We start from the raw sequence: 13,330 nt of genomic DNA on the forward strand, positions 1-13,330 counted from the left end.
TTGTTTTCACCAATTGAAAATAATCCTGCGACGATGGCTTCTTCGATGGCGCTCGCAGGTTTGGTTTTGCTGACTGCAAGCAATATCACTTCTTCTGAAGACCGCCCGCAACGCGTCGCGGCGGCTGAGATTTTGTCCCGGACATGTGCCAGGTTATGCGCGATATCGTTCATTTTCCGAGGATGTTCATATGAATATGGAAGAAATAGTGGCCCTTAGTGTAAAGCATAACGTGTCGGATCTACACCTGTGCAATGCATGGCCGGCGCGCTGGCGCATACGTGGAAAAGTCGAAATAGCACCATTTACTCCCCCTGACGTGGAGAATCTGCTGATGTGCTGGCTCAGTGAGCAACAACAGGTACAGTGGCGGGAACAGGGGCAGATTGATTTTGCCCTTACGCTGGCGGACTCCCGGCGTCTACGCGCCAGCGCATTTGCTCATCAGCAGGGCACCTCGCTGGCGCTAAGATTGCTACCGCTTGAATGTCCTCGTTTAGACGATCTTCAGACTCCGGAGGCCATACCTGAACTGCTGCACGGTGAAAATGGATTAGTTCTGGTCACTGGAGCCACCGGCAGCGGTAAATCAACCACCCTGGCGGCGATGGTGGAGTACCTTAATCAACATATTGCGGGGCATATTCTGACGCTGGAAGATCCGATTGAATATCGCTACACCAGCCAGCGTTGTCTTATTCAACAGCGGGAGGTGGGCGTACACTGCGCTTCTTTTGCTGCCGGTTTGCGCGGCGCGTTACGCGAAGATCCCGACGTCATTTTGCTGGGCGAGCTGCGCGACGTGGAAACTATTCGTTTGGCCTTAACGGCAGCGGAGACCGGGCATCTGGTGTTGGCAACCTTACATACGCGAGGGGCGGCGCAGGCCATCGCGCGGCTGGTGGACACCTTTCCCGCACAGGAGAAAGATCCGGTGCGTAACCAGCTGGCAGACAGCCTGCGGGCGGTACTTTCGCAAAAGCTGGAGGAAGATAAGCAGGGAGGACGCGTGGCGCTATTTGAACTGCTCGTCAACACGCCCGCCGTGGGCAATTTGATCCGCGAAGGGAAAACGCATCAGCTACCCGGTGTGATTCAAACCGGGCAGCAGACAGGTATGCAGACGTTTGCACAAAGTCAGCAGCAGCGCCAGGCGCAGGGGCGACTTTAGTAGCCCTGCTCGAAATAGCTTTCAAGGATAATAACGGCAGAAGCGGAATCTACTTTGCCTTTATTTAACGCCCGGTATCCGCCTTGCTCAAACAGGCCTGAGCGGGCTTCGACGGTGCTCAAACGTTCATCGTGCAGCGTTACGGTTACGCCAAAGCGACCGTGAATGCGGTTAGCGAATTTGCGCGCGCGCGCAGTAAGGGGTTGTTCGGTGCCATCCATATTGAGCGGCAGGCCGACAATGATTTCGTCCGGCTGCCACTCTTTTAGCAGGCGTTCAATCAAACTCCAGTCTGGCGTGCCGTCCTGTGCTTTGATGGCGGGCAAGGGTCTCGCTGTACCGGTAATGCGTTGACCAACCGCGACGCCGATACTTTTCGTACCAAAATCAAAAGAGAGTAATGTTCCGCTCATCAGGCGTGTCCCGCCACGCCAGGCATGGTCTGAATATCAATCCCGATAAGCTTCGCCGCATCGCGCCAGCGGTCGGCAATCGGCGTTTTAAATAAGATGTTGAGGTCTGCGGGAGCAGTGAGCCAGGCGTTATCCAGTAGCTCTTGTTCCAGTTGACCTTTTTCCCATGATGAATAGCCCAGCGCAACCAGCACTTCAGATGGTTGCTCCTGTGTACCCAGGGTTTCAAGTACATCGCGGGAGGTGGTGATGATAGTGTTATCTGAAATGCGAATACTGGAGGCAAAGCGTGACGGCGGGGTGTGTAGAATAAATCCACGGTCTTCCGCCAGCGGGCCGCCGAGCATCACCGGTTTGTCCAGACGAATGGCAGGATCGCGCGCTTCTGGAGTAATCTTCAGCTTTTCCAGAATCCCTTCAATTTGTAAGTTTTCCAGAGGCTTATTGACGATAATCCCCATTGCTCCGTTCTCATTGTGTTCACAGATATACACCACGGAACGGCGGAAAATCGGATCCTGGAGAGCAGGCATGGCAATTAGAAAGTGATGCTGTAAATTCATTGTCAGAGGTTCTGTTTCCTGGTTCAAAAAAGCAACAGAGCCCAGTATGTGGGCAAAGCGCGAAGATGTCACCCTCTGAAGATAGCTTTGCCGGATGGCGGCTTCGCCTTATCCGGCCTACGGGGTGCGAATGTAGGCCGGATAAGACGCGAAGGCATCGCCATCCGGCAACTTATTTATTTCTGCAAACGTGCCTCGATGGCGTCCATCAGCATACCGGTAATCGAAACCGGGAACTCCGCTTCAATTTCACGAATACAGGTTGGGCTGGTGACGTTAATTTCCGTCAGACGGTCGCCAATGATATCCAGACCGACAAAAATCAAACCTTTTGCTTTCAGCGTTGGCCCAATGCGACGTGCAATTTCCCAGTCGCTGTCGGTTAATGGACGCGGCTCGCCACGACCGCCGGCTGCCAGGTTGCCACGGGTTTCGCCGCCTTGTGGAATACGCGCCAGGCAGTACGGAACGGGTTCGCCATCGACCACCAGCACGCGTTTATCGCCGTCTTTAATTGCCGGCAGATAGTTCTGCGCCATGCAATAACGGGTACCGTGCTCGGTCAGTGTTTCGGCAATAACGCCAAGGTTCGGATCGCCTTCCTTGACGCGGAAAATAGATGCGCCGCCCATGCCGTCCAGCGGTTTGAGAATGATGTCGCTGTGTTTTTGCCAGAAGGCTTTCAGCTGCGCTTTGTTACGCGTAACCAGCGTTTCCGGCGTCAGGTCGGCAAACCATGCGGTGAACAGCTTCTCGTTACAATCGCGCAGGCTCTGCGGTTTGTTGACGATTAGCGTCCCTTTCTCCTCTGCACGTTCCAGAATATAGGTTGCGTAGATGAACTCGGTATCAAACGGCGGATCCTTACGCATCAGAATGACGTCCAGATCTGCCAGCGGGAGATCCTGCTCGCTATTGAACTCATACCATTTGTCGTAGTTCTGCTCTACGCTCAGGGTACGCGTACGGGCGCGGGCTTCACCGTTGATAAGATAGAGATCGGCCATTTCCATATAATGAATTTCGTAACCGCGACGTTGCGCTTCCAGCAGCATAGCGAAGCTGGAATCTTTCTTGATGTTGATGCTTGCGATGGGATCCATCACGATGCCGAGCTTGATCATTGTTCTTCTCCGTTAGCCCAGATCGCCAAAACGCACCTGTAGCGCGGTGATGGCGGTGAGCGCAGTTGTCTCAGTACGCAGAACGCGAGGTCCTAACAGAATATCAGTAAACTGATACCGTGCGGTCATGGCAATTTCATCTGCCGACAGCCCACCTTCGGGGCCAATCAGCAAGCGGATGCGTTCCACCGGGAGCGGCAGCGTATTGATGCTGGCGCTGGCGCGGGGATGCAGGTTCAGTTTCAGACCTTCATCCTGTTCGGCGCACCACGCTTCCAGATCCATCGCCGGGCGAATTTCAGGCACCCGATTACGACCGCACTGTTCGCAGGCGGCAATGGCGATTTTCTGCCACTGCTGGAGCTTCTTGTTCAGACGTTCGCTGTCCAGTTTAACGCCGCAGCGCTCAGAAAAAAGTGGCGTAATGAGGCTTACACCCAGTTCGATCGATTTTTGGATAGTAAATTCCATTTTTTCACCCCGCGACATCACCTGGCCCAGGTGGATGTGCAGCGGCGATTCTCGATCGTCGAGTTCAGCGTTAAGCACCTTCACGTCCACGCTTTTCTTACTGGCGTGGGTGATTTCGGCGTCGAATACCTGATTGCTGCCATCAAACAGCTGTAGCGCCTGGCCTGGCCCCATACGCAGTACGCGGCCGATATGGTTGGCTGCATCTTCACACAGTGAAATTTGGCTGCCGGAAGTGAGTGGCTCAGGGTGATAAATGCGAGGAATGCGCATAGTTAAACATCCGCGTCATGGCCCTGGGCTGCAAAAGGCCAGGGCATGGTTAAAAAATATTGCTGCTAGTGTAGGTTAGCTCTTTTGCGCCTGGCAAGCGCGTTGCACATAGGGGTTATGGTTCCCCTGTACCTTCGCAATGCGTTCGTCGCGCTCACACTCCCAATCGGTGACCGGATACTGCTTATTCCAGGCATTAAAAAGCTGAGTTTGCTGGCGGGAGAGCGTCAGGTTGTATTGGTCGCGCATGTAAAAATAGGTACGCGCGATGGCGCCACGGGCGCGGGCTGGTGGCTCGGCAACTTTCTCTTTGAAGTCAACCTTCATGGTGCATTGTCCATATTGGCCTTCGCCACCGTTCCACTGGCTGTACATAAAGTTTGCGCGATCGCCATTGACCTCACCCACCGCGGGCTGCAGGTTATGCATATCGCTTTCCATTTTGCGATAGACCGGATCTTTAGCGCAGTTTTTACGCCCTCCGTCCTGCCAGCACTGGCGCTGATGACCAAATTGCCAGGCGGGGACAACGTGTTCCCATTCAATTCGACTGGCGCGGTTTTCATTTTTTCGCACTTTATAGCCGCAGGATTCGAGGTCAACGACCCCTTTTTTTCCTTGCCAGTTAATTTTACATCCGCAATAGAAATCGCCTAGCGCATCGGCGTTAACTTTAACGCCTGCTGCTTTTGCCTGAGAAAAACTGTTGATGCCTTCGGCTAAAACCGAGCCTGAAAACGCAGCGGCTAACAGGGCCGCAGCAAAAGAAAGATTACGGTACATCACGAACTCCGTGTCAAAACGAGCCCGCAACGTAGCGAAAGTCATTCCTGTATGCAATCAGTTAGATCAGAAAAGTTCCTGATAATTCTGAAGATTATTCTGCAACCAGCGGTTCACCGCAGTGAACGCAGCGGTAGGTGGCTTCGCCGCGTACAACGCGGTTATGGCGGCGGACGGTCAGTTGGTGTTCCTGACACTTACAGCGGTATGTAAAGGTCTTACGCTGCACGGATTGCAGCTCAAACTGATGCGTGCGCCGGGCCGGTACGCCCAGCACGCTCTCCATCATCCATTTCCACTCTTTCCCGTGCGGCGGTACGCGGCCAAAGTGTTTCCACACCAGTAGATGCGCCAGTTCATGGGGCACCACTTCGTTAACGAACGCGTCAACATTCTCCATCAGCAAAACTGGATTAAGACGAATTTCGTAGGTTTGTAGCCACGCGGTACCCGCGGCGGTTCCGCGCTGTTGGTAAACCAGCTTTGGTTCCGGGTATTGGCGTTCGAGCTTGAGATTGGCCTGAGCGAGTTTTTCCCGCAGGCTGCGCATAACGGCTTGCTGGATGGCGATCGGGAGACGGGAGGTTTTCATAACGCCAGAGGATAGTGCGACAGGGAAGGGACTGCAAGAGGAAGGCTCCCTCCCACGGGGGAGGAAGCCTAACGAGATTAGTCGTGTGCGCCAATTTCGCGCAGTTTACGACCTTTCATCAGGTTACGTTCAATGTGTTCCAGAGAGACGTTTTTAGTTTCAGGGATCAGCCACAGGGTCAGGAAGATGAACAGTACGTTCAGGCCACCGTAGACCCAGAAGGTGTTGGCGCTGCCCAGCGAGTTCAGCATCGTCAGGAAGGTTGCGCCGACAATCATGTTGGCAATCCAGTTAGTTGCGGTAGAGCAGGTGATGCCGAAATCGCGACCTTTCAGCGGCTGGATTTCAGAGCACAGTACCCAAATCAGCGGACCGGCGCTCATCGCAAAGCCAACGATAAACATTAGCAGCATCAGGACAGCGAAGTATTGTGCGGCTGGCGAGTGAATACCCACGTGCATCATTGTACCCAGCACGCCCATACCGACGGCCATGACGATAAAGCCGAGGATCAGCGTAGGTTTTCGGCCCCAGCGGTCAACCAGGCCAATGGCGATAAAGGTTGCCAGCACGTTGGTCAGACCGACAATAACGGTCCCCCACATCTGTTCGGTGGTGTTGGTGTAACCCGCCAGCTCAAAGATTTTTGGCGCGTAATACATAATGACGTTCATCCCGGTGAACTGCTGCATCACCTGTAACAGGACGCCAAGGAATACCGCGCGGCGGAAGTTGCTGTTTTCTTTAAACAGCGCCCAGCCGCTCTGCTTCACTTGCAGGCTTTCACGAATTTCATCCAGCTCGCGTTTGGCTTCAGCGCTGGTGTCACGCAGACGCAACAGAACGCGTTCGGCATCGACAAAACGACGTTTAGCCGCAAACCAACGCGGGCTGTCCGGCAGGAAGATGACGCCAACCAGCAGTAACAGGGCAGGGATGATGATCACGCCCAGCATCCAGCGCCATGCGCCGCTGTAGCTAAACGCCGTATCGGAAAGATACGCACCTAAAATACCGATAGTGATCATTAACTGATACATAGAAATCATGCTGCCGCGAATTTTTTCCGGGGCGATTTCGGACAAGTACAACGGTGCGGTATAAGACGCAACGCCGACTGCCAGGCCGAGCAGCACGCGGGAAACCAGCAGCACTTCAACGTTTGGCGCTGCGGCGGAGAACAGCGAACCGGCAACAAACAGGATTGCGCCGATCATCAGGCTTTTTTTACGCCCCAGCTTGAAGGAGAGCCAACCGCTGCCGACGGCGCCCACTGCCGCACCAAACATCATGGAACTCACCACCCATTCCTGAGTGTGTGGGGTAATTTGGAACTCGTCGGTGATGAATGGTAAAGCACCGGCAATAACACCGATATCCAGGCCAAAAAGTAATCCAGCCAGGGCTGCCAGGAAGCAGACAAAAAATGTCATGGCTTTGTTGGAATGCCCCGTTTTTTTATTGTCAGGCATGATGCCCTCCGTTGGGTAGCTAGTTTTGTTGATGTTAAGGGTAGGTGAGTACGGGGTAAAAAAATGCGAATCACATCACATTAGTGTAATCGGTTACACTAACATTCATGTGAATTATTGCTTAATGAATTGAAAGTTAACATTATTTATTATTATAGAATAAAGTTGATTGGCTGATTTTAAGACAATGCTGAAATATGATGTAACAGTGATGCAATGCTGGTAACTAACAGATGTGAATTCAAGGTGTATAGAAATACCGTGCTATGTAATCGCTTTCATTTTTTATTGAAGCAAATGAAATTAGCGTGGTTATAGCGATGGGGGATGGGAGAGCAAATGACATAAAAAAAGACCAGCGCGAGGCTGGTCTTCATAAGCGTTGAGCCGTAGAGGTATTACTTCAGACCGGCAGCTTCACGCAGCAGGGCGGCTTTGTCGGTTTTTTCCCATGGGAAATGTTCGCGACCAAAGTGACCGTAAGCGGCGGTTTCTTTGTAAATCGGGTGCAGCAGATCCAGCATCTGAATCAGGCCATACGGGCGCAGGTCGAAGAACTCACGCACCAGCAGGGTCAGCTGTTCTGAAGGCACTTTTTCAGTACCGAACGTTTCCACCATGATAGAGGTCGGTTCAGCCACGCCGATTGCGTAGGAAACCTGAATCTCACAACGGTCAGCCAGGCCAGCGGCAACGATGTTTTTCGCTACGTAGCGGGCTGCATAAGCTGCGGAACGGTCAACTTTAGACGGATCCTTACCAGAGAATGCGCCGCCGCCGTGACGGGCCATGCCGCCGTAGGTATCAACGATGATTTTACGACCCGTCAGACCGCAGTCACCCATTGGACCGCCGATAACGAAACGACCGGTTGGGTTGATGAAGAACTTGGTTGAAGCTGTCAGCCATTCAGTCGGCAGTACCGGCTTGATGATCTCTTCCATAACGGCTTCTTGCAGCGATTTCTGATCGATATCTTCAGAGTGCTGAGTCGACAGAACAACCGCATCAATACCGACGATTTTACCGTCGTCATACTGGAAGGTTACCTGGCTTTTTGCATCCGGGCGCAGCCAGGATAAGGTGCCGTTTTTACGCACTTCAGCCTGACGCTGCACCAGACGGTGAGCATAGGTAATCGGGGCTGGCATCAGCACGTCGGTTTCGTTGGTTGCATAACCAAACATCAGACCCTGGTCGCCTGCGCCCTGTTCCAGCGGATCCGCACGGTCAACACCCTGGTTGATGTCCGGAGACTGTTTACCAATCGCGCTCAGTACCGCACAAGAGTTGGCATCAAAGCCCATGTCGGAATGCACATAGCCAATTTCGCGAACCGTGTTACGGGTGATCTCTTCGATATCAACCCATGCGCTGGTGGTGATCTCACCGCCAACTAAAACCATGCCGGTTTTGACGTAGGTTTCGCAGGCAACGCGTGCTTTCGGATCCTGCTCCAGGATTGCATCCAGCACGGCATCAGAGATTTGGTCAGCGATTTTGTCAGGATGCCCTTCTGATACGGACTCGGACGTAAAAAGGTGTTTTGCCATATTTAATTTCACCTAAGGAGAATGTAGTTAGCTCAAACTGTCGAGTGGAATAGCCATGTGTAGAAGATTCTACCATGAGTCTGCAGATGACGGACACTGGCAGTCTGAGTGTTAATCGGTATAGATGGATTAACATCTGGACGGCTATTTTAAGTCGGTTCTGCGCCTGATTTCCAGCTTTTTTTGATTGAGCTCGCATTGTACTGAAAATGTAACTGGAAATTTTTCCTGACGGTGCTGGCAATGCGCGTATTTATCTTTTGCTTTTTCGTACTGTTGTCGGTATAAAACGCGGCGCGCGGCTCATATCCGTCATACTTCAAGTTGCATGTGCGTTGGCAATACTCGCCCAGTCACTTACTCCTGTAAGCGCCCGGGGATTCACTGCGTTGCCGCCTTCCCGCAACTCGATTTATTGAGGATAGACAAAAAAGCACACGACGTTTTCATCGTGTTGCCACTTCCAGCCGGGTTAAAACTTTAGCTTTGGCTTGTGGGTTCGTTCCGTCAGGAGCAACCGTGGAGGTGATACGAGATAATGAACCGTTGTATTCTGCTGAATCTGTCGCACCCTTCTGGTGTACATATGTCCCCCGCAATCTGCATCTTGCATACCTGCCGATGTTATACCCATCTCGGCGCTTCTCAGGACTCCAGGGCCGGCAACGGTCACTAAGAACTGAACAAGGGCGCTCTTGGTAAACAAGAGTTTTCTCGTGGTTTCGCCGAACCGTCAGCATTAAGTTCGGTTACGTGTTTACATTGATATGAAAAAGAAACCGGTCGCACAGTCGGAGCGTCAGCACTATCTGCTGGAAATTCTGCCTGTATTTGGGTTGTTATCGCGTCTTCGGATTGCGATAGTAGTCAACTGTTTTACACTTGTTAATAAAATTTGAGGTTCGCTATGTCTGACGACATTTCTTTGGGTTCGCCTTCGTCAGCAGGCGAACACGGTGTACTACGCTCCATGCAGGAGGTTGCAATGAGTTCCCAGGAAGCCAGCAAGATGCTGCGTACTTACAATATTGCCTGGTGGGGTAATAACTACTATGACGTCAATGAACTGGGCCACATCAGCGTGTGCCCGGATCCCGACGTACCAGAAGCGCGCGTTGACCTTGCTGAGTTGGTGAAAGCCCGTGAAGCGCAGGGCCAGCGTTTGCCTGCATTGTTCTGCTTCCCGCAGATCCTGCAACACCGTCTGCGTTCGATTAACGCCGCGTTTAAGCGCGCCCGTGAGTCTTACGGCTACAACGGTGACTATTTCCTCGTTTACCCGATCAAGGTTAACCAGCACCGTCGCGTGATTGAATCGCTGATCCACTCCGGCGAACCGCTGGGGCTGGAAGCCGGTTCTAAAGCTGAACTGATGGCCGTTCTGGCTCATGCTGGAATGACCCGCAGCGTGATCGTGTGTAACGGCTATAAAGACCGCGAATACATCCGCCTGGCGCTAATTGGCGAAAAGATGGGCCATAAGATCTACCTGGTCATCGAGAAGATGTCTGAAATCGCTATCGTGCTGGATGAAGCTGAACGACTGAATGTTGTTCCGCGTCTGGGCGTGCGTGCGCGTCTGGCGTCGCAAGGGTCCGGCAAATGGCAGTCCTCCGGCGGAGAGAAATCGAAATTCGGCCTGGCGGCAAACCAGGTGCTGCAACTGGTAGAAATGCTGCGCGAGCGCGGTCGTCTGGACAGTATTCAGTTGCTGCACTTCCACCTCGGCTCACAGATGGCGAACATTCGTGATATTGCCACCGGCGTACGTGAGTCGGCGCGTTTCTACGTTGAGCTGCACAAGCTTGGCGTAAATATCCAGTGCTTCGACGTGGGCGGTGGCCTGGGCGTGGACTACGAAGGTACCCGTTCGCAGTCTGACTGCTCCGTAAACTACGGCCTGAACGAATACGCGAACAACATCATCTGGGCCATTGGCGACGCCTGTGAAGAGCACGGTCTGCCGCACCCGACGGTAATTACCGAATCCGGTCGCGCTGTTACCGCGCATCATACCGTGCTGGTGTCTAATATTATCGGCGTTGAGCGTAGCGAGCATACCGAAGCAACGCCTCCGGCTGACGATGCGCCGCGTGCCCTGCAAAGCATGTGGGAAACCTGGCAAGAGATGCATGAGCCGGGAACCCGTCGTTCGCTGCGTGAATGGCTGCACGACAGCCAGATGGATCTGCACGATATTCACGTTGGGTACTCTTCAGGCACCTTTAGCCTGCAGGAACGCGCGTGGGCAGAACAGCTCTATCTGAACATGTGTCACGATGTGCAAAAACAACTCGACCCGAGCAACCGCGCGCACCGTCCGATTATCGACGAGTTGCAGGAGCGTATGGCGGATAAGATTTACGTCAACTTCTCGCTGTTCCAGTCGATGCCGGATGCGTGGGGGATCGATCAGCTGTTCCCGGTGATGCCGCTGGAAGGGCTGAACAAGGCTCCTGAGCGCCGTGCGGTGCTGCTGGATATCACCTGTGACTCTGATGGCGCTATCGACCACTATGTTGATGGTGACGGCATTGCGACCACCATGCCGATGCCGGAATACGACCCGGAGAACCCACCGATGCTGGGCTTCTTTATGGTGGGTGCGTACCAAGAGATCCTTGGCAACATGCACAACCTGTTCGGTGATACTGAAGCGGTTGACGTGTTCGTCTTCCCTGACGGCAGCGTGGAAGTTGAGCTGTCTGACGAAGGGGATACCGTGGCGGATATGCTGCAATACGTGCAGTTGGATCCGAACACCCTGCTAACGCAGTTCCGTGACCAGGTGAAAAACACCGATCTGGATACCGAGTTGCAGCAGCAGTTCCTCGAAGAGTTTGAGGCAGGACTGTACGGATATACCTATCTCGAAGACGAGTAATGCTGTTGGGGTTCACTTGAACCTGAACAAATTAACGGCGATAATTCGCCTATACAAGTAGTCACGTAAATCAATCCCTTCCTCGTCGGGCTTAACGACGCGGAGGGGATTTTTTTTCACCGATTTTAAAAGAGGTCAGTACATGAGCACCTTAGGTCATCAATACGACAACTCCCTGGTTTCTAACGCCTTTGGTTTTTTGCGTCTGCCGATGAACTTCATGCCGTACGACAGCGACGCCGATTGGGTGATCACCGGCGTACCGTTTGATATGGCAACATCTGGCCGCGCGGGCGGTCGTCATGGTCCGGCTGCGATCCGTCAGGTTTCCACTAACCTGGCGTGGGAACACAATCGCTTCCCGTGGGACTTCGATATGCGCGAGCGCCTGAACGTGGTGGACTGCGGCGATCTGGTTTATGCGTTCGGTGATGCCCGTGAAATGAGTGAAAAACTGCAGGCGCATGCTGAGAAGTTGCTTTCTGCTGGTAAGCGCATGCTCTCTTTCGGCGGTGACCACTTCGTCACGCTGCCGCTCCTGCGCGCGCACGCTAAACACTTTGGTAAAATGGCGCTGGTGCACTTTGATGCCCACACCGACACCTACGCTAACGGCTGTGAATTCGACCACGGTACCATGTTCTACACTGCGCCGAACGAAGGTCTGATCGATCCGAATCACTCTGTGCAGATCGGTATTCGTACCGAGTTCGACAAAGATAACGGCTTTACCGTGCTGGATGCTTGCCAGGTGAACGATCGCGGCGTAGATGACATCATCGCCCAGGTTAAGCAGATTGTTGGTGATATGCCGGTGTATCTGACCTTTGATATCGACTGCCTCGATCCGGCGTTTGCTCCAGGAACCGGTACGCCCGTGATCGGCGGTCTGACTTCCGATCGCGCGATCAAGCTGGTACGTGGTCTGAAAGATCTGAATATCGTCGGGATGGATGTGGTGGAAGTAGCTCCGGCCTACGATCAGTCAGAGATCACCGCGCTGGCGGCGGCTACGCTGGCACTGGAAATGCTGTATATCCAGGCGGCGAAGAAAGGCGAATAACGGGTTTTGGACTATTTTGCCGGATGTCGCTGACGCTAGTCCGGCCTACATTATTGCTGAATTTGTAGGCCGGATAAGGCGTTCACGCCACCATCCGGCACTGTTCGAGGATTATTTTATCCCGTCTGCGCTCATGCGATCGCGAATGTGTTGCGCACGTTCTGCAGATGCCGGGTGATCGTCAAACATTGAGCTTTGGCGTCCTGCTTCCAGTTTAGCCAGTTTCTCAAAGCTGGTGGCCAGTCCTGCCGGATTGATCCCACGTTTGCGCAACAAATCATACGAGTAATCATCTGCTTCGGATTCCTGACGCTGGGAGAACTGCGAGTTCACCAGTTTCTCGCCAAGATCGCCCAATTGCGACTGCGACAGGCTGCCGACAATGCCGCCAGCGGAAGCCGCTGCTGCACGTACGGCGTTAGTGCCCAGCGCGACCTGCATGCCTTTTTTCACGTGACCCAGCGCGACGTGGCCCATTTCGTGGCCGATCACCGCTTCGACTTCGTTATCGGTCATCATGTCCATCAGGCCGCTGTACACGCGGATACAACCGTTCGCCATGGCAAAGGCATTCACATCTTTCGCCATATAGACTTTGTAGTTCACCGGCTGGCCGTTAATGTTGTCGCCAAGCGCGGCGGCGATTTTGCCAAGACGCGTTGTGTACTCGCTGCTGGCAGGGGCGATAGTAGCCTTGCTGTCCATATCTTTACAGGCCTGATCGCTCAGCGCTTTTACCTGAGTATCGCTCAGACTATAGGCCTGAAAAGCCTCTGCGCCAGAAGAAAGCAGTCCGTTTGAGTCCATGTTCTGGCAGCCGGTCAATGCCGCCGCCATGCTCGTAGCAAGCAGTAAAGCGCGAATTTTCATTTTTTCTCTTCCGCACAAAGTCAGGATTTTTCTAAAAAATGCGTCGTTTGCAGGTAAACCGACGCTCGGCCTTAGTATAAAGAAAAGAACATTCAGCG

At 53.3% G+C, this 13,330-nt stretch carries 14 protein-coding genes and 1 pseudogene; 5 read left to right on the forward strand and 10 right to left on the reverse strand.

The genetic code is table 11. The features are described 5' to 3' along the window. Positions 1-2: 2 nt before the first annotated feature. Positions 3-173 (reverse strand): annotated as a pseudogene (locus O6D90_RS03895) (YggS family pyridoxal phosphate enzyme); the annotation flags it as partial. Positions 174-190: 17 nt separating this feature from the next. Between O6D90_RS03895 and O6D90_RS03900 the strand changes: the two are divergent. Continuing rightward, positions 191-1,171: a type IV pilus twitching motility protein PilT gene (locus tag O6D90_RS03900; RefSeq protein WP_016154397.1), complete on the forward strand. Its 981-nt coding sequence runs from the start codon at positions 191-193 to the stop codon at positions 1,169-1,171. Here the strand turns inward: O6D90_RS03900 and ruvX are convergent. The 8 genes from ruvX to metK all read right to left on the reverse strand — a co-directional run bounded on the left by ruvX (position 1,168) and on the right by metK (position 8,415). Further along, positions 1,168-1,584: a Holliday junction resolvase RuvX gene (gene ruvX, locus O6D90_RS03905; protein ID WP_003825428.1), complete on the reverse strand. Its 417-nt coding sequence runs from the start codon at positions 1,582-1,584 to the stop codon at positions 1,168-1,170. The two genes, O6D90_RS03900 and ruvX, sit on opposite strands and share 4 nt — an antisense overlap. Further along, entirely contained in the window at positions 1,584-2,147 is a 564-nt protein-coding gene (locus O6D90_RS03910) for a YqgE/AlgH family protein (RefSeq protein WP_016154395.1), read from the reverse strand. Before O6D90_RS03910 ends, ruvX begins: the two co-directional genes overlap by 1 nt. A gap of 176 nt (positions 2,148-2,323) precedes the next feature. Further along, entirely contained in the window at positions 2,324-3,271 is a 948-nt protein-coding gene (gene gshB / locus O6D90_RS03915; protein WP_016154394.1) for a glutathione synthase, read from the reverse strand. A 12-nt stretch (positions 3,272-3,283) separates the two neighbouring features. After that, the gene (gene rsmE, locus O6D90_RS03920) at positions 3,284-4,015 is read right to left on the reverse strand and encodes a 16S rRNA (uracil(1498)-N(3))-methyltransferase (RefSeq protein WP_016154393.1); all 732 of its coding nucleotides are present in this window, start codon (positions 4,013-4,015) and stop codon (positions 3,284-3,286) included. A gap of 75 nt (positions 4,016-4,090) precedes the next feature. Then, on the reverse strand, positions 4,091-4,798 hold the full coding sequence (gene endA / locus O6D90_RS03925) for a deoxyribonuclease I (RefSeq protein ID WP_016157439.1): 708 nt from the start codon (positions 4,796-4,798) through the stop codon (positions 4,091-4,093). A gap of 94 nt (positions 4,799-4,892) precedes the next feature. Then, entirely contained in the window at positions 4,893-5,390 is a 498-nt protein-coding gene (locus O6D90_RS03930; protein ID WP_016157438.1) for a SprT family zinc-dependent metalloprotease, read from the reverse strand. Positions 5,391-5,467: 77 nt separating this feature from the next. Next, positions 5,468-6,862 carry a galactose/proton symporter gene (gene galP / locus O6D90_RS03935; protein ID WP_016154390.1) on the reverse strand — a complete coding sequence of 465 codons (1,395 nt, stop codon included), beginning with the start codon at positions 6,860-6,862 and terminating at the stop codon, positions 5,468-5,470. Between the two features lie 398 nt (positions 6,863-7,260). Beyond that, positions 7,261-8,415: a methionine adenosyltransferase gene (gene metK / locus O6D90_RS03940; RefSeq protein WP_003027071.1), complete on the reverse strand. Its 1,155-nt coding sequence runs from the start codon at positions 8,413-8,415 to the stop codon at positions 7,261-7,263. A 538-nt stretch (positions 8,416-8,953) separates the two neighbouring features. On the opposite strand from metK, the gene O6D90_RS03945 reads away from it, so the two are divergent. The 4 genes from O6D90_RS03945 (at position 8,954) to speB (ending at position 12,362) form a co-directional block, all read left to right on the forward strand. Beyond that, positions 8,954-9,091: a hypothetical protein gene (locus tag O6D90_RS03945; protein WP_271143251.1), complete on the forward strand. Its 138-nt coding sequence runs from the start codon at positions 8,954-8,956 to the stop codon at positions 9,089-9,091. A 91-nt stretch (positions 9,092-9,182) separates the two neighbouring features. After that, positions 9,183-9,314 (forward strand): acid stress response protein YqgB, encoded by a 132-nt coding sequence (gene yqgB, locus O6D90_RS03950; RefSeq protein ID WP_049041971.1) that lies wholly within the window; start codon positions 9,183-9,185, stop codon positions 9,312-9,314. An 8-nt stretch (positions 9,315-9,322) separates the two neighbouring features. Further along, the gene (gene speA, locus O6D90_RS03955; RefSeq protein ID WP_016154389.1) at positions 9,323-11,299 is read left to right on the forward strand and encodes a biosynthetic arginine decarboxylase; all 1,977 of its coding nucleotides are present in this window, start codon (positions 9,323-9,325) and stop codon (positions 11,297-11,299) included. Between the two features lie 142 nt (positions 11,300-11,441). Continuing rightward, positions 11,442-12,362, forward strand: coding sequence for an agmatinase (speB, locus tag O6D90_RS03960; protein WP_016154388.1), 921 nt, complete (start codon positions 11,442-11,444; stop codon positions 12,360-12,362). Between the two features lie 111 nt (positions 12,363-12,473). On the opposite strand, the gene O6D90_RS03965 is transcribed toward speB, so the two are convergent. Next, positions 12,474-13,232, reverse strand: coding sequence for a M48 family metallopeptidase (locus O6D90_RS03965; RefSeq protein ID WP_016157437.1), 759 nt, complete (start codon positions 13,230-13,232; stop codon positions 12,474-12,476). Positions 13,233-13,330 lie beyond the last annotated feature (98 nt).

The sequence above is a fragment of the Citrobacter sp. 21OH12SH02A-Citro genome (genome assembly GCF_027919895.1).
Classification (GTDB): domain Bacteria; phylum Pseudomonadota; class Gammaproteobacteria; order Enterobacterales; family Enterobacteriaceae; genus Citrobacter; species Citrobacter braakii.